Origin of the sequence: Cupriavidus sp. U2, assembly GCF_009663685.2 — a bacterium.
Lineage (GTDB): Bacteria > Pseudomonadota > Gammaproteobacteria > Burkholderiales > Burkholderiaceae > Cupriavidus > Cupriavidus necator_C.
This window is the reverse complement of record NZ_RCOG02000001.1, coordinates 266833-285160: the sequence shown is the minus strand read 5'-3', so window position 1 is coordinate 285160 and position 18328 is coordinate 266833. Positions and strand designations below refer to the sequence as shown.

Genomic DNA, 18328 nt, shown 5'->3' with positions numbered 1-18328 from the left:
CCCGCCACTGCCGGTGATGCGCCCCGAGCGGCGCGTCATCGACCGAATCCCTGGACATGCCCGCTTGAGCCGACCGCTCAAGCGGGCATGTTCATCAGGTGCATCACACAATTTGCAGCAAAGGAAACGAACATGCCCGTGAACTTGCCCCTGCCGCAGGCAGACAACCTGAAATCCGTCGCTGGCGTCGAACTCGGCTGGGCCGAGGGCGGTATCCGCAAGGCCAATCGCAAGGACGTGCTTGTGGTCAAGGTGGCCGAAGGCAGCACGGTGGCGGGCGTCTTCACCCAGAACCGCTTCTGCGCCGCACCGGTGCAGGTCTGCCGCGAGCACCTGGCCGCGGGCGCCGGCATCCGCGCGCTGGTGGTCAACACGGGCAATGCCAACGCCGGTACCGGCGAACCGGGCCTGGCCGTCGCGCGCGCCACCTGCGATGCGCTGGCCAAGCAGCTGGGCATCGCCGCCAACCAGGTGCTGCCGTTCTCGACCGGCGTAATTCTGGAGCAGCTGCCCGTGGATCGCCTGACCGCCGCGCTGCCCACGGCCATCGCCAACGCGCGCCCCGACAACTGGCTGGCCGCCGCCGAATCGATCATGACCACCGACACGCAGCCCAAGGCCGCGTCGCGCACGGTGCAGATCGACGGCAAGACCGTGACCCTGTCGGGCATCAGCAAGGGTGCCGGCATGATTCGTCCCAACATGGCGACGATGCTTGGCTTTATTGCGATGGACGCCGCCGTGGCCCAGCCGGTGCTGCAGAAGCTGGTGTCGCATGCGGCCGATCACTCGTTCAACAGCATCACGATCGATGGCGATACGTCGACCAATGACTCGTTCGTGCTGATTGCCTCGGGCAAGTCGGGCGCCAGCGTGACCGCCGCCGAAGGCCCGGCGTATGACGCGCTGCGCGACGCGGTGACGTCGCTGGCCCAGGAACTGGCCCAGATGATCGTGCGCGATGGCGAAGGCGCCACGAAGCTGATGACGATTCGCGTGGAAGGCGGCAACGATGTGGCCGAATGCCGCCAGATCGCCTATGCCGTGGCCCATTCGCCGCTGGTCAAGACCGCTTTCTATGCGTCGGACCCCAACCTGGGCCGCATCCTGGCCGCCGTGGGCTATGCCGGCGTGAACGATCTCGATGTGAACCGCGTCAACCTGTGGCTCGACGACGTTTGGGTGGCACGCGATGGCGGCCGCAACCCCGACTATCGCGAGGAAGACGGCCAGCGCGTGATGAAGCAGGCCGAGATCACGGTGCGTATCGCGCTGGGCCGTGGCAATGCCGACGCCACGGTGTGGACGTGCGACCTGTCGCACGACTACGTGTCGATCAACGCCGATTACCGTTCGTAAGTCGTAGAACCTTCAAATTCTCGACTTACGCCAGTCGCCCGTCGCCTTTCGTATTCCGTCATTCGTCTGAGAAGAAGCGCCCCATGTCCGACCTTGCTGCCCGCCTCGACAACTTCCTCGCCCGCCTTGAACAATGGCTGCCGCCCGAACTGACCGAGGTGGACTGGAAGGAGGCGGTAGCATTCCGCTGGCGCAAGCGGCAGAGCCTGTTCGGCAACATCGGCTATCTGCAGGCTATCCGCCAGCTGCCGCCGATCCACCTGAACGACCTGAAGAACATCGATCGCCAGAAGGACGCGATCGTGGCCAACTCGCGCCAGTTCGTGAAGGGACTGCCGGCCAACAACGTGCTGCTGACCGGCGCACGCGGCACGGGCAAGTCGTCGCTGATCAAGGCCATCCTGAACGAATTCGTGAAGGATGGGCTGCGCCTGGTGGAAGTGGACAAGGACGACCTGGGCGACCTGGGCGACATCGTCGAAAGGCTGGCTTCGCGGCCGGAACGCTTCGTGATTTTCTGCGACGACCTGTCGTTCGAAGACGGCGAGTCGGGCTACAAGTCGCTGAAGTCGGCGCTCGACGGTTCGGTGGCTGCGCAGTCGGACAACGTGCTGATCTATGCCACGTCGAACCGCCGCCATCTGCTGCCCGAGTACATGAAGGACAACGAGACGTACCAGCACACGTCGGATGGCGAGATCCATCCGGGCGAGGTGGTGGAAGAGAAGATCTCGCTGTCCGAGCGTTTCGGCCTGTGGCTGTCGTTCTACCCGCCGAAGCAGGACGAGTACCTGGCGATCGTCGGGCACTGGCTGTCGCACTTCGGCTGCACGCCGGCCGATATCGAGGCGGCGCGCGGCGACGCGCTGATCTGGGCACTGGAGCGCGGCTCGCGTTCGGGCCGGGTGGCCTGGCAATTTGCGCGCGACTGGGGCGGCAAGCATGGCCAGCCGTTCGTGGCGGACAAGGAATAACCGGGCATGACGGCGCAGGTGGAAACCGTGACGACGGCCGACGGCCAGACGCGCAAGGTCACGGAGGTGGCCGTGGGCGTGATGATCCAGCCCGATGGCCGCTTCCTGCTGGCACAGCGCCCGGCGGGCAAGCCCTACGAGGGCTACTGGGAATTTCCGGGCGGCAAGCTGGAACCGGGCGAAACGGTGGAAGACGCGCTGGCGCGCGAACTGCACGAGGAACTGGGGCTCGACATCGTGCGCAGCGAACGCTGGCACACGCTCGAGCATGATTACCCGCACGCCTATGTGCGGCTGTATTTCTGCAAGATCACCGACTGGCGCGGCGAGCCGGTCGGCAGGGAGGGCCAGGCATTTTCCTGGCAGGCGGTACCCGTGGACGTGGGGCCGCTGCTACCGGCGACCATCCCGGTCGTCGAATGGCTGGCGGAGGAATCCCGCGCCAGCTGAACGCAGGCAAGGCATGCCCCGGCTACAAGCCGGGCATTTCGGCCCGGCATTTCCGTGGGCGACGGCGAGAGACTGCGGGAGCGTGCTACGCAATCCCCTCTCCCGCCATGCGGGCGAGGGGAGCCAGCCCTACGACGCTCGTCAGTCTTCGTCGTCCGCCGGCAGGTCTGGCGATGGTGATTCGTCCGGCTTGCCGCCGATGACGTACTTCTCGGACGCCCAGGCGCCAAGGTCGATCTGCTTGCAGCGATCGGAGCAGAACGGGCGGAACTTGTTTTCCGGCACCCAGGCGACATCCTTGCCGCAGGTGGGACACTTGACGACGGCTGGCATCGCGAACTTCAGAAATTACAGAGTTTGAGCAGGAAGGGGATATCCGCGTCCACCGAGCGCGGCCGCATGTCGCCGTCCTGCTGGGTAAAGCGGACCCAGAGCATGTACTTGTTGGCGCTCATCTCGGGGATGAAGGCCAGCAGCGATTCGTCCAGGTACACCTGCATCAGCTGGTAGCTGCGGCCGGACAGCATCTGCTGATAGCTGCCGCCCGTGGCGATGACCTTGCCGCTCTGGCCCGACTCACGCAGCAGGCGCAGCACGATGGTCGCGCCCATGCGCAGCGAGGCCAGTGGCCGGGCCCACTTGAGGATATCGGCCTGGCGGTCTTCGGCGGGACGGTGTTGCCACGCATAGTAGGCCGGCAGGTCGAATTCGCAGGTGCCGCCCGGGATGATCGCCCGGCTGCGGATGCTGGTGAGCCACTCGTTGTCGGTCAGCAGCTGGCCGGCCTTGCCAACGGTCTGGCTCAGTGCCGCAATGCCTTGCTCGACTTCGGTGATGACGCTGACCAGTGCATCCTGGTCGATCTGCGGATTGGCACGCAGCGGCGCCAGGGCCTGGCGCTGACGCTCCAGTTCCTTGATCAGGTCGGTCTTGAGATCGGCACGGCCGGCCACGTCGATGATCTCGAAGATCGTGGTGATGGCAACGTGGTGCTGCAGCGAATGTTCCTGCCCGAGGAAATAATCCAGCCGATCGAACAGGTCTTCCAGGCGCAGGAGCGTCCTGATGCGTTCGTTGAAAGGATATTCGTACAGGATCAAGTCGGTATCCGTGCTGCGCGCCGAATGGCGGTTCGTAAGCGAGGGCGCCCGGCGGTGCTGCCGCCGGTTTCTCCGCGCACGCTGGTGGTCCAGCCGTGGCGCAGAGGCCGGGAGCCGTCACTCGGTGCTTTTTCCCCGGCATGTTTCAGCGCATTCTATGCGAGTCGGAGCCCAACCACAAATCGAAAGTTCCCCGGGCGACGCAGACCGAACAGCCCAGGCGCCGCGCGAAACCCCACCGGGTGATCCTTGGGTCGTCTTATGTGGTCGCCGGGCGCGCCGACAGACTGCGATACAGCGCATCGAGCCGCGCCACTTGCGGCGCGAGTGCGTCGGGCGGGCCATCGTTATCGATCACGTCGTCGGCCACGGCCAGGCGTGCCGCCCGGGTGGCCTGCTTGTGCATGATGGCCAGCACCTGGTCACGCGTGAACCCGTTCCGGCCCATGACCCGCGCCACCTGCGTCTCTTCCTGGCAATCGACCACCAGCACGCGCCCGACGCGCGCCCGCCACGTGCCCGATTCCACGAGCAGCGGCACCACGTAGATCAGATATGGATGCTGGCCGGCGGACCGGATGGCGGCCGCGCGTGCTTCGGTCAGCTGGCGGATCAGAGGGTGGGTGATGCCTTCGAGCCGGGCCTTGGCCGTGGGATCGGAAAACACCAGCGCGCGCATGGCGTCGCGGTCCATGGCGCCGTCGGACCGAAGGCAGCGCGGGCCGAAGGCTTCCACTAGCGGTGCGATGGCCGCGCCGCCGGGCGCGGTGATCTCGTGGGCAAGCAGATCGGTATCGATCAACGCGGCACCGCGCTCGGCAAACATGTCCGCGACGCGGGTCTTGCCGGAGCCGATACCGCCTGTAAGGCCGATTTCCAGCATGGGGGCAGGCAGGGGGGTCATTGGCTAATGGTGCCCACGATACCAGTTTTGCACTGCCGGTTGCGATGACGGCCGGTCTGGCATCGCTAATGGCCCGCGATCAGCCCCAGCGGCAGTACGTCCGGGCCCAGGAACAGCACGATCAGGCCGGCCCCGGCAATGTACGGGCCGTACGGAAACGCCGTGTCGCGGCCCTTGCGCTGGACCACCAGCATCAGCCCGCCGATGATCGCGCCGACAATCGACGACATCAGAATCAGCGCCGGCAGTGCCTGCCAGCCAAACCATGCGCCCAGCGCACCCATGAGCTTGAAGTCGCCATGGCCCATGCCGGCCTGCCCGCGCACCAGCGTGAACAGCAGGTTGACGGTCCATAGCACCAGATACCCGGCGGCGGCCCCGATCACGGCATCGGCCAGCGGCGCAAACCATCCTTGCAAATTCAGCAGCAGCCCCAGCCAAAGCAGCGGCAGCGTGATCTGGTCAGGCAGCAGCTGGGTATCGGCATCGATCAGGAACAGTGCCACCAGGGCCCAGATCATGACGATGGCGGCCAGCGCCTGGGCGGTCGGGCCGAAATGCCACATCGCCAGCGCGGTCAGGACCCCGCTCACCGCTTCCACAAGCGGGTAGCGGATGCTGATCGGCGCCTTGCACGACGAGCACTTGCCCCGCAGGAACAGGTAACTGACGATTGGCACGTTTTCCCAGGGCGCGATCTGGTGCCCACAGTGCGGGCAGGCCGAGCGCGGCACCATGAGGTTGTAACGCCCGGGATGCGGCAGGGGCTCGCCGCGCAGTTCGGCAATGTAGTTGGCCTCTTCGTGATCCATCATCCTTGGCAGGCGATGGATCACGACATTGAGAAAACTGCCCACGAGCAGGCCCAGCAGACCGGCCACGACGATCAGGAAAGGCGCCGGCACCAGCGCCAGGGCATCCAGCGTGACGGCCCCGGCCGGTCCAAAAACTGCTTGCATGCGAGATACCTGTTGTTAAACCACCTGGCCCAGCTTGAAGATCGGCAGGTACATGGCAACCACCATGCCACCGATCAGCACACCCAGGATCACGATGATCAGCGGCTCGATCAGGCTCGAAATGGCAGCCACGGCGTCGTCCACTTCACGCTCGTAGAATTCCGCCACCTTCAGCAGCATGTTGTCCAGCGCACCTGATTCCTCGCCGATCTGCGTCATCTGCAGCACCATGTTGTCGAACAGGTGCGTGGCCTGCATGGCGTTGGTCAGGCTGGTACCGATGCGCACGGCCTGCTCGATTTCACGCGTGGCATCGTAATACAGCCAGTTCCCGGCCGCACCGCCCACGGATTCCATCGACTCCACCAACGGCGTGCCGGCCGCGAACATCGTGGCCAGCGTGCGAGTCCAGCGTGCGACCACGGCCTTGCGGAACAGGCTGCCGAAGATCGGCATCTTCAGCAGCATCTTGTCGTGCCATCGCTGGACTTTTTCCGATGTCTTGCGGGCGCGGAAGTAGGCGACGATCGACAGGATCGGCGCGCCGACGATCAGATACCAGTATTCGACGAAGAAATCGGACATGCCGATCACGACCTGCGTAGGCGCCGGCAGCGCCGCGCCGAAGCTCGAGAACACGCCCTTGAAGGCCGGGATCACGAACAGCATCAGCACCACGGTCACGGCAAAGGCCACCGACAGCACGGCGATCGGGTAGATCATCGCCGACTTGATCTGGCTCTTCAGCGCGATGCTCTTTTCCATGTACAGCGACAGGCGCTCGAGCAGCGCGTCGAGAATACCGCCCTGTTCCCCGGCATCGATCAGGTTGCAGTACAGCGTGTCGAAGTACTTCGGCTGGCGCCGGAAGGCCTGTGCCATGCTGCTGCCGGACTCGATATCGAAGCGGATGTCGTTCAGCAGCTGGGTGAAGTTGGGGTTGGCGTGGCCGCGCGCGATGATGTCGATCGATTGCAGCAGCGGAATGCCGGCCTTCAGCATGGTCGATAGCTGGCGCGTGAAGTATGCGATGTCCTTCTCGGTGATCTTCTTGCCGCGCGCCGCCTTGCGCTTCTTCATCTTGACGACGGTCAGGCCCTGCTTGCGCAGGGTGGTGGTGACCTCCGCCTGGCTCTCGGCCCGTTGCTCGCCCTTGAAGGACTTGCCCTTGCGGTCCTTGGCCTCCCACTCGAAGATGTATTGCGTGGGCGCCTTCCGCCCTGTCCTGGCCCGTGACGGCGCTGCCGTCCGGGCGCCCGCCGCTGGTGCGCGCGTCGCCATGATTTGACCCCCGAAGTATTGCTATTGCTATTGTTTTTGGACCTCCGCAACCCGATGCGGATGCCCGTATGCGCGGCCGGCTCTGCCTTTCGTACTGTCCCCGGCCGCGCGCCTGGTCAGTACCGCCTTGTCCGTGACTAGCTGTTCGTGGTCGCCAGCACTTCTTCCAGCGACGTGATGCCCTGTTTCACCTTCTGCAGCCCGGCCTCGCGCAACGATAGCACGCCCTCTTTACGGGCCTGTTCGGCGATCTGCAAAGCCGTGCCGTGCGACAGGATGATCTGCTGGATGGCTTCGGTGATGGGCATGACCTGGTAGATGCCGCAGCGCCCCTTGTAGCCGCTGCCGTTGCAGCGTTCGCAGCCCACCGGGTGGTACGGCTTCCAGCTGCCGTCGATATCGGCTTGCGTGAAGCCGGCATCGAGCAGCACCTGCGGCGCTAGGTCGCCCGCGCGCTTGCACGAGCAAAGGCGGCGCGCCAGGCGCTGCGCGGTGATCATCAGCACCGACGACGCGATGTTGAACGGCGCTACCCCCATGTTCATCAGGCGCGTCAGCGTGGTGGGCGCGTCGTTGGTGTGCAGTGTCGACAGCACCAGGTGGCCGGTCTGCGCGGCCTTGATCGAGATGTCGGCGGTTTCCAGGTCGCGGATTTCGCCGACCATGATGATGTCCGGGTCCTGCCGCAGGAACGACTTGAGCGCGGCCGCGAAGGTCAGGCCGGCCTTGTCGTTGACGTTCACCTGGTTGACGCCGGGCAGCTGGATTTCCGCCGGGTCCTCCGCCGTGGAAATGTTGATGTCGCCCTGGTTCAGCATGTTCAGGAACGTGTAGAGCGACACGGTCTTGCCGCTGCCGGTCGGGCCGGTGACCAGCACCATCCCGTACGGGCGCTTGATGACGTCGAGCAGCAGTTCCTTCTGCTGCGGCTCGTAGCCAAGCTGGTCGATGTCGAGCTTGTCGGTGGAAGAATCGAGAATCCGCATCACGATCTTCTCGCCGAACAGCGTCGGCAGGGTCGATACCCGGAAGTCGATCGCCTTCTCGATGGTTTCCTTGCTGTCCTTGTCCTTGGGCACGGAGATCAGCAGCTTCATCCGGCCGTCCTGCGGCACGCGCTTTTCGGAAATGTCCAGCCGCGACAGCACCTTGATGCGGGTGGCGATCTTGTCGCGGATGTCCAGCGGCGGGCGCGCAACTTCCTGCAGCACGCCGTCCACGCGGAAGCGAATGCGGTAGAAGAACTCGAACGGCTCGAAATGCAAGTCCGATGCGCCGCGATTGAACGCTTCGTTCAGCAGCTTCTGCAGGAAGCGCACCACCGGGGCGTCGTCGATGTCGTTGCCCGGCCCCTTGCGCGCGGCAGCCGCGGCCGACGGGTCGTACTCGATCATCTTCTGCGCGGTCGGCGTCACCGGCGAGATGTTCTTGAGCGTGCCGAGTGTTTCACCGGCGGCCTGCACATGCTTCATGAGCTTGTCGTGCTCGACCACGACCGTTTCGACCGTCAGGTTCATCTTCTGACGGATGGCCTCCACGCCGGCCTGGTTGGCCGGGTCGGACGTCGCCACGATCAGCCGGTTCTCGCGCCGGCCCAGCGGCAGCAGGCGGTGGGCGTGGAATTCGCGGTTGCCGGCCAGTACCGATGGCACGCGGTCCAGGCTGTATTGCGTCAGGTCCAGCAGCGGCAGCCGGTATTTGTCGGCAGCAAAGATCGCCACGTCGTGGGCGGACATCGTGCCGCTGCCGATGATCTCGTCGATCAGCTGCGTTTTCTTTTCCCGTGCCGATTGCTCCAGCTGGGCGAGCAGCGCCGGCGCGATCCGCCGGCTCTGGGCAAGCGCAAGACCTAGTGTCATGGTCGAAAGTCGATGCAAGGTGCGCAGGCTGCCGAAGGCTGGGCGGAAAACGGCGGACGGCGCGGTTGACAGCGTCGGGACGGCGGGCGTGGGTCCCAGGATCGGGGCAGTTTGCCGCCGGGGTCACTTTTTGTAAAGCTGGCGCGCGTGCGCGTTGGCGTTTGCGCGACACGGCTGCAACCCTACTTGCGCGGGGGGCGGAAAGAGGGGTGGCGCGGTCCGGCGGAAAGAAGGGGGAAAAGGAGGGGAGGGGCGGGAGACCAAAACAAAAAAGCCGCACATCGCTGTGCGGCTTTCTGCTGATACCTGTGATGTCCGGCAACGTCTTGCATCACCTTGCATCGAAATCTGGTCGGGGTGAGAGGATTCGAACCTCCGGCCTCTACGTCCCGAACGTAGCGCTCTACCAGGCTAAGCTACACCCCGATTTCTGTTGCCGGCTGACAGTGCGTCGTCAGCAGCAAAGAATAAAATTCTAGCGGCGTTTCCCGGAGTTGGCAAGCACCATCTCAAGAAAAAGTATCGCCCGCCGTCAGCTCTGCCGCTGCAGCGAGAACGCGCACAGCTCGATCAGCGTGTTCTTGAGCGGCGAGTCCGGAAACTGCATGGCGGCCCGCTCGGCGGCTTCGGCCTCGTGGCGCGCGGCCGCGAACGTTACTTCGAGCGCGCCGCTGGCGTGGATGGCCGAGAAGACGGCGTCGAAGTGTTCGGTGCCGCCTTGCACGATGGCGTCACGGGCCAGTTCGCGCTGCTCGGCCGTGCCATGCTCCAGCAGGTGCAGCAGCGGCAGCGTGGGCTTGCCTTCACGCAGGTCGTCGCCGGCGTTCTTGCCCATCTGCTCGGCGCTGGCCGTGTAGTCCAGCATGTCGTCGATCAGCTGGAATGCCGTGCCGATGCGCCGGCCGTACTCGGCGGCCGCTTCTTCCATGGCGGCGTCGGCGCCGGCCAGTACCGCGCCCAGTTGCGCCGAAGCCTCGAACAGCTTGGCCGTCTTGTACCGGATCACCTGCAGGTAGCGTTCCACGGTGACATCGGGGTCGTGCATGTTCAGCAGCTGCAGCACCTCGCCCTCGGCGATCACATTGGTGGCGTTGGAGAGAATCTCCATGATGCGCATGCTGCCGGCGTCGACCATCATCTGGAACGCGCGCGAGTAGAGGAAATCGCCGACCAGCACGCTGGCGGCATTGCCGAACACGGCGTTGGCGGTCTGGCGGCCCCGGCGCAGTTCGGATTCGTCCACCACGTCGTCGTGCAGCAGCGTGGCGGTGTGGATGAACTCCACCACCGCGGCCAGTTCGTGATGGCGATGACCCTCGTAGCCGAACGCGCGCGCCGACAGCAGCAGGATGACCGGGCGCAGGCGCTTGCCGCCCGCGCTGATGATGTATTCGCCAATCTGTTCGACCAGCGGGACTTCCGACGACAGGCGTCGGCGGATCACGGCGTCAACGGCGCGCATGTCGGCAGCGACCGGGGCAAGCAAGGCAGTGGCGGAAGACTGGGACAAGATGAGATCACCGTTTCGGGAGGGTAGGAGGAACCCATTGCTGGATCCCTCCCCCCTAAGAACCGTACGTGCGAGTTTTCCCCGCATACGGCTCAAGCCTCTACAAAATGTATGAGTTACTCAAACACCGGCTTCACTGCGGCTCTGCCATAGTGATGAACCTGGACATGGCAGTCGGGATGTACCAGTACACGATTGCTTAGAGCGTCGGACCCGCCTGCTACTCTGGGTTCGATGTGGTGGTCATGCCACCCGGTCTCTTTGCTTATCGCGCTGTGACACACCGCGCACAAGCCTCGCTGGGACATGAACAGCTTTGCCCACTGCTTCCGGTACGCCATGCTTTCTGCCATGCGTTCCTGTCGCAGCGTTTCGCCATACATTTCCTGCGCTGGGTCGAAAGGGTTGTAGTCCCCCCGCACCTTCTTGTGCCTCCGGATAGGCGTACTCGGGATCGAATACAGTCCTTTCCAGTAGCGTTCGCCAGCCTTGTTCACTTCCGTGGAACCGAACACCCAATTCCGATCATCGATTGATGCGAAGTATTTCTTTCGCACCCATTCAACTTTCTTTCTTCGATGTCGCCGTTTTGCCCACCTCCACAGCGCCCTAAATATCAGGTGCTCCATTCGGGTGAACGTCGCCTTCGCAACCACTGGGCTGTGATACTGCGCCCAGCCCCTGAGCATCGGGTTCAGCGTTTGGACTAGGTCCGCCTGCTTTCGCCCGCTGTGAGCACTGATGACCTCCTTGACCTTGCGATAAAACGTTTGTGCGTTCTTCTTGCTCGGTTTGATGAGCAGTGTTCCCGAGTACTTCCGGAAATTCCACCCAAGGAAGTCAAAGCCTTCGGCGATGTTGACGATTCGCGTTTTCTCCGTGGATAGCGAAAGCCCCCTTGTTGCTAGGAACTGTTCCACCCACGGCTTCACTTCGTTTTCTAGGACTTCCGGCGTGTTGCCGGTGATCACGAAGTCATCTGCATACCGTACGACATTCACTTTCAGCTTCTTCGTGTTGGTTACTCCCAGCTTTGCCCGTAGGGACTCGACCAGTTGTTGTTCCAACCCATTCAGTGCCACGTTAGCCAAGGTCGGGGAAATGATGCCCCCCTGTGGTGTTCCAGCGTCGGTCGCCTGAAACTGGCCCTGAAATACCACGCCAGCTTTCAGCCACTTCCGCAGGATTGCTTTGTCCATAGGGACATTGCGCTCCAGCCAGTCGTGACTGATATGGTCGAAACACCCTTTGATATCCGCTTCTAGGATCCATTGGGCCGAAGCCTTTCTGGACAAATTGACGAATAGCTGGGACATGGCATCCGCCGTGGATCGATTGATCCGGAACCCATAGGAGTTCGGATCGCTCGTCCCTTCGGACACTGGTTCCAGCGCCAGCAGATACAACGCCTGCATGGCTCTGTCCAACATGGTCGGGATACCCAGAGGGCGTTCCTTTCCGTTGGCCTTGGGGATGTAAACCCGCCTTAACGGCAGCGGGCGGTACCCCCGGTGCTTCAACCGCCCGATGGCTTCCCATCGGGCTTCAGGCGATTTCCACTTTTCGCGGTCGACTCCTGCCGTCCGCGCACCTTGGTTCATCGCCACTCGCCTTACCGCCGATGCTTTGGCGGAAAACGAGCGGGTCAGGGATCGTTGCAGGGCTTTCACCCGGCGCCAATCCCCTTCCTGTGTTGCCTTCGCAATTCGAATCTGCATTGCCCGAACATTCCGATCGACGCGGCGCCAATTGATGTCGCCCCATCGTTGCGGGATGCCGGAGGGCGCAGATTCATCCTCTCGGATCAATACTTCCATGCTGCTCTCCTATCTTGAGGACTTCCCCAAACAGCAGAGACAACATGCCCCCTTGGGGGGCATGTCACCCCCCAAAGGGAAGAAAATTAAACAAGCGAGTTCAGTCAGCCGTCTTGCGACGAGAGACCAGTTGGAAGTCTGCCCGCTTTCGCGTGGGATGATGTTTCAACCCCTATCCGGACCATTACAGCCTGGCGTTCGCTTTCTCCAACCTCCCATACCCGCACAGCCAACAGCGTTCCTTACGGTTCGCCTGCCTGAGTCAAATTGCACTCCGGCAGCCATACGGGCTTACCACGTTCCCTGCGCATTACACGACTGGGTTAGGGCCTGCCTCTCCGCCGGTGGTCATACTAGCGACGTGTCCCGAGTTTTGAGCGGGGCATCCGACCACGTACCGTTTGGTTAGTGCCTATCAGCAGCTTTGGCACCGCAATCCTTACGACGTTTATCAGCAGTTCACTACGTTACCCATACCAGCCAGCCCGCACCTCGACCCCTTTGCTGCTGGGAGCCTCTACATCCCGGCCTCACGGCATGGACGCACCCTTACGGGGGCAGCGTTGTCAGGAGAGCTTCATACCCCACCGTTAACCAGTGACGCATGTCTCCATAGGCTACTGCTAGTCGCATAGCAGGTTCTCTATCGAGGCACCCTCGCGGGTGTATTCGACCGAACCATAACGCGCAGAGCTATACGCTCCGGGAAACCTCACTTCATTACTTCAGTGCCTCCGTGCTGGCAGGCGCTTGACGACAGGCGGGCTCTTGTGAGCACATGGCCTGCGTCCCAAAGAACGTAGCGCCGACCCTACTGGGTCGGTTTAAACGCTATGTAGCGAACACGCAGCGAAACTGCCGCTGCATGTCCACCCGCACCCTCCGGGGAGAGCGCGTACTGCAAAGACACCTGCCCAAAGGCAAGCGTCCCCGCCTTTGGGCAATGGCTGGAAATCCATCCAGCAAATAGCAAGCTGCGAGTTAGCCGATACGCTGGCCTTCCCGCAACACATGGACTCGCTCCAGCCTTGCGGCTGGGCTTGTCAAAGCAAGAAATGGTTGAGATTGGACGGTTCAGGCCGAAGCTTTCCCCTTGTCTCAACGAAAGGTCGATGCTCCTTACGTTGGAGCTACCCGGACACGAGCGTGCGTGTCGCACCAAAACCGGAGGATTATATGCGATGCCGATGTGACTATGGCTGTCGCTGGCGCGGGATGGAAGGGAATGTCAGGCGCGGCGGGGGAAGGGTGTCTGCGGCGGCGCTGGCGCCCCTATAATGCCGCCATGGACAAGCCCCATGCATCCCGCCGGCATGTCCGCCGCACCGCCTGGTGGGTGGCGTTCGCTGCCCTGGCCGGGTTTCTGCTGGCCGACCTGACCTGATCCTGCGCGCAACGCCGGAAGTGCGCCGCCCGCCTCAACCGGCGTCCGGCCGGCTATCCCGTTGTTTTCTTTGCGCTTTTCCGTAAACCGGATTATAATTTGCGGTTCCTTCGGTCGCGTTTCATGCGCGCACCGTCTGCGGCGCACGAAACGGCGCCGGCTTCGGGCCTCCCGGGGCAGCATTCATCGTTTCAATCAACATCGAGAGGTTCGACAATGTACGCGGTCGTAAAAACCGGCGGCAAGCAATACAAGGTTGCTGCTGGCGAAAAACTGAAAGTAGAACAGATACCGGCTGACATTGGCGCAGAAATCACGCTGGACCAGGTGCTCGCAGTGGGCGCTGGCGACCAAATCAAGTTTGGTACGCCGCTGGTGAGCGGGGCTTCCGTCAAGGCTACCGTTATCGCCCAAGGTCGTCACGACAAGGTGAAGATCTTCAAGATGCGCCGTCGCAAGCACTACCAGAAGCGTCAGGGCCATCGTCAGAATTACACCGAACTGCGCATCGAAGCCATCGTTGCCTGAGCCACGGCTCGGAAACAGGTTTCCTCGCAATAGGTCAACAGGAGTTAAGACATGGCACAGAAAAAAGGCGGCGGCTCTACGCGGAACGGACGTGATTCGGAATCGAAGCGTCTGGGCGTGAAGGTGTACGGTGGTCAGGCCATCAACGCCGGCGGCATCATCGTTCGTCAACGCGGCACGCGCGTGCACGCTGGCGACAACGTGGGTGTCGGCAAGGACCACACGCTGTTTGCACTGGTCGACGGCCACGTGCAGTTCGCAGTCAAGGGCGCTGCCAAGAAGCAGCAAGTCAGCGTCGTTCCGGCGGCCTGATAACAGCCTTTGCAGCACGAAAGGCCCCGCAAGCATGCGGGGCTTTTTTATTTTCGACGCGCCGGCAAAACGTTTCTGGCGTCGTTGCGCGGCCTTGCCGTAACATTTGTATTATCTGCGGCCACGCGCCCTGGCCAGAACCGCTTCGCTCCGTTTGCTGGCGTTTCGCGGTGCAAGCCGGATCCTCATCGGAAAACCAACATGAAGTTCATTGACGAAGCCCGTATCGAAGCGATCGCCGGCAGTGGCGGCAACGGAAGTGCTTCGTTCCGGCGCGAGAAATTTGTGCCCTTCGGTGGCCCCGATGGCGGCGACGGCGGGCGTGGCGGCAGCGTGTTCGCGCAGGCCGACCGCAATATCAATACGCTGATCGACTTCCGCTACGCCAAGAAGCACGTGGCCCGCAACGGCGAGAACGGCCGCGGCTCCGACTGCTATGGCGCCGCCGGCGAAGACGTCACGCTGCGCATGCCGGTGGGGACGCTGATCACCGACATGGATACCGGCGAAGTCATCGCCGACCTGACCGAGCACGGCCAGCGCGTCTGCCTGGCCGAAGGCGGCATGGGCGGCTGGGGCAACCTGCATTTCAAGTCGAGTACCAACCGCGCGCCGCGCCAGCAGGTCGATGGCAAGCCGGGCGAGCGCCGCATGCTCAAGCTGGAACTGAAGGTGCTGGCCGACGTGGGCCTGCTGGGCATGCCCAACGCGGGCAAGTCCACCTTCATCTCGCACGTGTCGAACGCTCGCCCGAAGGTGGCGGACTACCCGTTCACGACGCTGCATCCGAACCTGGGCGTGGTCCGCGTGGACCATGAGCAGTCGTTCGTGGTGGCCGATATTCCTGGCCTGATCGAAGGCGCCGCCGAGGGTGCCGGCCTGGGCCATCAGTTCCTGCGCCACCTGCAGCGCACCGGGCTGCTGCTGCATATCGTCGATATCGCGCCGTTCGACGAGAATGTCGATCCCGTTGCCGAGGCCAGGGCCATCGTCAACGAACTGAAGAAGTACGACGAGACGCTGTACAACAAGCCGCGCTGGCTGGTGCTGAACAAGCTCGACGTGGTGCCCGAGGAAGAGCGCGCCACACGGGTGAAGGACTTCATCAAGCGTTACAAGTGGAAGGGCCCGGTGTTCCATATCTCCGCGCTGACCGGCGAAGGCTGCCGCGAGCTGGTCTACGCGATCAAGGACCATCTGGCCGCGCTCAAGGCCGAAGAGGCCGCCGCGCTGGCCGAGCCGGACATCCGGCTGGACGACCGCCTGCACAACGTCGACCGGGGCGACGAGCCGGCGTAAGCTGTCACACCTTCAACACAACTACCACGGCTCGGAGACAGGGAACTCGTCATGCAATCGGTCATCGCCCAGGCAAAGCGTATCGTCGTCAAAGTGGGTTCGAGCCTGGTCACCAACGACGGCAAGGGGCTGGATCACGACGCCATTGCGCGCTGGGCCGCCCAGATCGCCAAGCTGCGCGGGACGGGCAAGGAAGTGGTGCTGGTAAGTTCCGGGGCCATTGCCGAAGGCATGCAGCGGCTGGGCTGGACCCGCCGGCCGAAGGAAATCCATGAACTGCAGGCCGCCGCCGCGGTGGGCCAGATGGGCCTGGCCCAGGTCTACGAGAGCCAGTTCGGCCGTTACGGCATCCGCACGGCGCAGGTATTGCTGACCCACGCCGACCTGGCCGACCGCGAACGCTATCTCAATGCGCGCTCCACGCTGCTGACGCTCCTGAGCCTGGGCGTGGTGCCGATCATCAACGAGAACGACACCGTGGTCACCGACGAAATCAAGTTCGGCGACAACGACACGCTGGGCGCGCTGGTCACGAACCTGATCGAGGGCGATGCGCTGGTGATCCTGACCGACCAGCGTGGCCTGTACACGGCCGACCCGCGCAAGGACCCGGATGCCGAATTCGTCCACGAGGCGCTGGCCGGCACGCCGGAGCTGGAAGCCATGGCGGGCGGCGCGGGCACGTCCATCGGGCGTGGCGGCATGCTGACCAAGATCCTGGCGGCCAAGCGGGCTGCCAAGTCGGGCGCGCACACCACGATTGCATCGGGCCGCGAGCAGGACGTGCTGGGCCGCCTGGCGGCAGGCGAAGCCATCGGCACGCAGCTGCTGGCGCCCACGGGCCGGCTGACGGCGCGCAAGCAATGGATGGCGGATCACCTGCAGCTGCGCGGGCGCGTGGTCATCGATGCCGGCGCCGTCGAAAAGCTGACGGGCGGCGGCAAGTCGCTGCTGCCGATCGGCGTGACCGAGGTGCAGGGCGAGTTCGCGCGCGGCGAAGTGGTGGCCTGTGTCGACAGCAGCGGCCGCGAGGTGGCGCGCGGCATCACCAACTATTCAAGCGCCGAGGCCAGGTTGATCGCCCGCAAGCCGTCGTCGGAAATCGAGTCGGTACTGGGTCATCTGAACGAGCCCGAGCTGATCCATCGCGACAACCTCGTGCTGGTCTGACGCGGGTCCGGCGCAGGCCGGGTCGGGCCGGTGCCCATGAAAAAAGGCGAGTCCCCTCGGGTACTCGCCTTTTTTGTGCCGAAGGGCCGGTCAGCGGCTGGGCGCGTAGGCCTTCAGGTCGCGGATCATTTGCTCCGGCTTGCCGGCCACCGTGCGGCCTTCGCAGAAATAATCGGTGGCCAGCGTGGCCGCATAGGCGTTGCGGGAACGGGTCTGCATGCGGATCCACATGTCGCGGTCCTCGCCCAGGTTCGGCACCCAGGCCGTGGCGCCCTTGGGCAGCGTGGCGTAGATGCGGCGCTCGAACGCATCGCAGCGCATGCCTTCATAGCTGACATTGCGGCCGCCACCGGCGCTGGTGATGACCACCGTATAGCGCACCACGCGGTCCGGGCCGACCGAGATCGACTTCGGATCGACCATGAAGCGGAAGTCCGACGAATCGTTGACCGTGAACGGGATCAGGTCCGCATCCTGGGGCAGGGCCGGCAGCGCCGTTTGGACTTCCTTGAACGGCCGGTCCTCGAAGGGGTTGATGAAGCCGCTGTCGGACGCCGGCTGTTCTTCCTCGGGCATGCCCTTGGCGGTGGTCTTGCAGCCGGCGAGCGCCAGGCAGGCTGCCGCCAGCAACAGGCCGAAGCGAAGACTCCGGCCGCTGAAACTAGTCATCCATGACTCCGTTTGTTGGTCGCCGGCTGGTCCGGCGAAAGAGAGGTTTCGGGCACGATGGCCGCCGCGTCCATGGCAGCCGTCTCATCGACGACATGGGCGGGCTGGCCGTTGCCTGCGGTGGCCGCCTGCAAGGCCGCCGCTGGCACGGTCTCGGGCTGCCGGGGCGCACGCGCGCCTTCGCCGTGCCGGCCGTGTCCCATATGGTGATGCCCATAGGGGCTCAGCGGCACGCGTCCACGGTTCAGGAACCGCGACAGCTCGGTCAGCGCCAGCTGGTAGACATCGCGCTTGAATTCGATCACGGCGTCGAGCGGTACCCAGTACTCGCTCCAGCGCCAGGCATCGAACTCCGGATGGTCGCTCGCGCGTAGGTGGATGTCGCAATCGCGACACACCATGCGCAGCAGAAACCAGATCTGCTTCTGGCCCTTGTAGTGGCCGCGGATCTCGCGGCGAATGAACTTGTCCGGCACCTCATAACGCAGCCAGTCGCGCGTGCGACCGACGATCCTGACGTGCTCCGGAAGCAGCCCGACTTCTTCTTGCAGCTCGCGGAACATGGCCTGTTCCGGCGTCTCGCCGTACTTGATGCCACCTTGCGGAAACTGCCAGGAGTGTTCGCCGATTCGCTTGCCCCAGAAAACCTCGTTACGTGCGTTGATGAGGATGATGCCGACGTTCGGGCGAAAGCCTTCACGATCGAGCATGACTGCACCTCGAATCCTTTAGAATTACGTCGATTATAAGGGA

General features: G+C 63.6%; 17 protein-coding genes and 1 tRNA gene. 7 read left to right on the top strand and 11 right to left on the bottom strand.

From position 1 onward, the window contains the following. Positions 1–132 precede the first annotated feature (132 nt). From argJ to mutT, 3 genes are all read left to right on the top strand, one after another. A complete protein-coding gene (gene argJ, locus D9X30_RS01330) occupies positions 133–1359 on the top strand; it encodes a bifunctional glutamate N-acetyltransferase/amino-acid acetyltransferase ArgJ (protein WP_153947200.1) in 1227 nt (408 codons plus the stop codon). An 83-nt stretch (positions 1360–1442) separates the two neighbouring features. After that, positions 1443–2333 carry an ATP-binding protein gene (locus tag D9X30_RS01325; protein WP_153947201.1) on the top strand — a complete coding sequence of 297 codons (891 nt, stop codon included), beginning with the start codon at positions 1443–1445 and terminating at the stop codon, positions 2331–2333. A 6-nt stretch (positions 2334–2339) separates the two neighbouring features. Further along, on the top strand, positions 2340–2783 hold the full coding sequence (gene mutT / locus D9X30_RS01320) for an 8-oxo-dGTP diphosphatase MutT (protein ID WP_153947202.1): 444 nt from the start codon (positions 2340–2342) through the stop codon (positions 2781–2783). 141 nt (positions 2784–2924) lie between these two features. On the opposite strand, the gene D9X30_RS01315 is transcribed toward mutT, so the two are convergent. The 9 genes from D9X30_RS01315 to ltrA all read right to left on the bottom strand — a co-directional run bounded on the left by D9X30_RS01315 (position 2925) and on the right by ltrA (position 12213). Further along, positions 2925–3116, bottom strand: a complete 192-nt coding sequence (locus tag D9X30_RS01315; protein WP_153947203.1) for a DNA gyrase inhibitor YacG — start codon at positions 3114–3116, stop codon at positions 2925–2927. Between the two features lie 8 nt (positions 3117–3124). After that, a complete protein-coding gene (gene zapD, locus D9X30_RS01310) occupies positions 3125–3883 on the bottom strand; it encodes a cell division protein ZapD (protein WP_153947204.1) in 759 nt (252 codons plus the stop codon). Positions 3884–4142: 259 nt separating this feature from the next. Then, on the bottom strand, positions 4143–4766 hold the full coding sequence (coaE, locus tag D9X30_RS01305) for a dephospho-CoA kinase (protein WP_153947424.1): 624 nt from the start codon (positions 4764–4766) through the stop codon (positions 4143–4145). A gap of 86 nt (positions 4767–4852) precedes the next feature. Then, entirely contained in the window at positions 4853–5746 is an 894-nt protein-coding gene (locus tag D9X30_RS01300) for a prepilin peptidase (RefSeq protein ID WP_153947205.1), read from the bottom strand. 15 nt (positions 5747–5761) lie between these two features. Continuing rightward, the gene (locus D9X30_RS01295; protein WP_153947206.1) at positions 5762–7027 is read right to left on the bottom strand and encodes a type II secretion system F family protein; all 1266 of its coding nucleotides are present in this window, start codon (positions 7025–7027) and stop codon (positions 5762–5764) included. 137 nt (positions 7028–7164) lie between these two features. After that, positions 7165–8886: a type IV-A pilus assembly ATPase PilB gene (gene pilB, locus D9X30_RS01290; protein WP_153947207.1), complete on the bottom strand. Its 1722-nt coding sequence runs from the start codon at positions 8884–8886 to the stop codon at positions 7165–7167. Positions 8887–9235: 349 nt separating this feature from the next. Beyond that, positions 9236–9312, bottom strand: a tRNA-Pro gene (locus tag D9X30_RS01285). A 106-nt stretch (positions 9313–9418) separates the two neighbouring features. Beyond that, entirely contained in the window at positions 9419–10348 is a 930-nt protein-coding gene (ispB, locus tag D9X30_RS01280; protein ID WP_153947425.1) for an octaprenyl diphosphate synthase, read from the bottom strand. A gap of 164 nt (positions 10349–10512) precedes the next feature. Then, a complete protein-coding gene (gene ltrA, locus D9X30_RS01275) occupies positions 10513–12213 on the bottom strand; it encodes a group II intron reverse transcriptase/maturase (protein ID WP_092601284.1) in 1701 nt (566 codons plus the stop codon). Positions 12214–13813: 1600 nt separating this feature from the next. On the opposite strand from ltrA, the gene rplU reads away from it, so the two are divergent. From rplU to proB, 4 genes are all read left to right on the top strand, one after another. Then, positions 13814–14125 carry a 50S ribosomal protein L21 gene (rplU, locus tag D9X30_RS01270; RefSeq protein ID WP_008647259.1) on the top strand — a complete coding sequence of 104 codons (312 nt, stop codon included), beginning with the start codon at positions 13814–13816 and terminating at the stop codon, positions 14123–14125. Between the two features lie 51 nt (positions 14126–14176). Next, entirely contained in the window at positions 14177–14437 is a 261-nt protein-coding gene (gene rpmA, locus D9X30_RS01265; RefSeq protein WP_066732378.1) for a 50S ribosomal protein L27, read from the top strand. Positions 14438–14638: 201 nt separating this feature from the next. Further along, positions 14639–15736, top strand: coding sequence for a GTPase ObgE (gene obgE / locus D9X30_RS01260; protein ID WP_153947208.1), 1098 nt, complete (start codon positions 14639–14641; stop codon positions 15734–15736). A gap of 51 nt (positions 15737–15787) precedes the next feature. Then, a complete protein-coding gene (proB, locus tag D9X30_RS01255) occupies positions 15788–16906 on the top strand; it encodes a glutamate 5-kinase (protein WP_153947209.1) in 1119 nt (372 codons plus the stop codon). A 90-nt stretch (positions 16907–16996) separates the two neighbouring features. Here the strand turns inward: proB and D9X30_RS01250 are convergent, their stop codons facing one another. Continuing rightward, positions 16997–17575 carry a CNP1-like family protein gene (locus D9X30_RS01250; RefSeq protein ID WP_153947210.1) on the bottom strand — a complete coding sequence of 193 codons (579 nt, stop codon included), beginning with the start codon at positions 17573–17575 and terminating at the stop codon, positions 16997–16999. Then, positions 17572–18285, bottom strand: coding sequence for an RNA pyrophosphohydrolase (locus D9X30_RS01245; RefSeq protein ID WP_153947211.1), 714 nt, complete (start codon positions 18283–18285; stop codon positions 17572–17574). Before D9X30_RS01245 ends, D9X30_RS01250 begins: the two co-directional genes overlap by 4 nt. Positions 18286–18328: the final 43 nt, after the last annotated feature.

Bases quoted from the DNA above. Each gene is read 5' to 3' on its own strand.
- D9X30_RS01325 (WP_153947201.1), top strand. From the start codon at position 1,443: ATGTCCGACCTTGCTGCCCGCCTCGACAACTTCCTCGCCCGCCTTGAA.
- D9X30_RS01315 (WP_153947203.1), bottom strand. From the start codon at position 3,116: ATGCCAGCCGTCGTCAAGTGTCCCACCTGCGGCAAGGATGTCGCCTGG.
- obgE (WP_153947208.1), top strand. From the start codon at position 14,639: ATGAAGTTCATTGACGAAGCCCGTATCGAAGCGATCGCCGGCAGTGGC.
- ltrA (WP_092601284.1), bottom strand. From the start codon at position 12,213: ATGGAAGTATTGATCCGAGAGGATGAATCTGCGCCCTCCGGCATCCCG.
- D9X30_RS01300 (WP_153947205.1), bottom strand. From the start codon at position 5,746: ATGCAAGCAGTTTTTGGACCGGCCGGGGCCGTCACGCTGGATGCCCTG.
- rplU (WP_008647259.1), top strand. From the start codon at position 13,814: ATGTACGCGGTCGTAAAAACCGGCGGCAAGCAATACAAGGTTGCTGCT.
- mutT (WP_153947202.1), top strand. From the start codon at position 2,340: ATGACGGCGCAGGTGGAAACCGTGACGACGGCCGACGGCCAGACGCGC.
- D9X30_RS01295 (WP_153947206.1), bottom strand. From the start codon at position 7,027: ATGGCGACGCGCGCACCAGCGGCGGGCGCCCGGACGGCAGCGCCGTCA.
- ispB (WP_153947425.1), bottom strand. From the start codon at position 10,348: ATGCGCGCCGTTGACGCCGTGATCCGCCGACGCCTGTCGTCGGAAGTC.
- D9X30_RS01250 (WP_153947210.1), bottom strand. From the start codon at position 17,575: ATGACTAGTTTCAGCGGCCGGAGTCTTCGCTTCGGCCTGTTGCTGGCG.
- coaE (WP_153947424.1), bottom strand. From the start codon at position 4,766: ATGCTGGAAATCGGCCTTACAGGCGGTATCGGCTCCGGCAAGACCCGC.
- D9X30_RS01245 (WP_153947211.1), bottom strand. From the start codon at position 18,285: ATGCTCGATCGTGAAGGCTTTCGCCCGAACGTCGGCATCATCCTCATC.
- proB (WP_153947209.1), top strand. From the start codon at position 15,788: ATGCAATCGGTCATCGCCCAGGCAAAGCGTATCGTCGTCAAAGTGGGT.
- rpmA (WP_066732378.1), top strand. From the start codon at position 14,177: ATGGCACAGAAAAAAGGCGGCGGCTCTACGCGGAACGGACGTGATTCG.
- pilB (WP_153947207.1), bottom strand. From the start codon at position 8,886: ATGACACTAGGTCTTGCGCTTGCCCAGAGCCGGCGGATCGCGCCGGCG.
- argJ (WP_153947200.1), top strand. From the start codon at position 133: ATGCCCGTGAACTTGCCCCTGCCGCAGGCAGACAACCTGAAATCCGTC.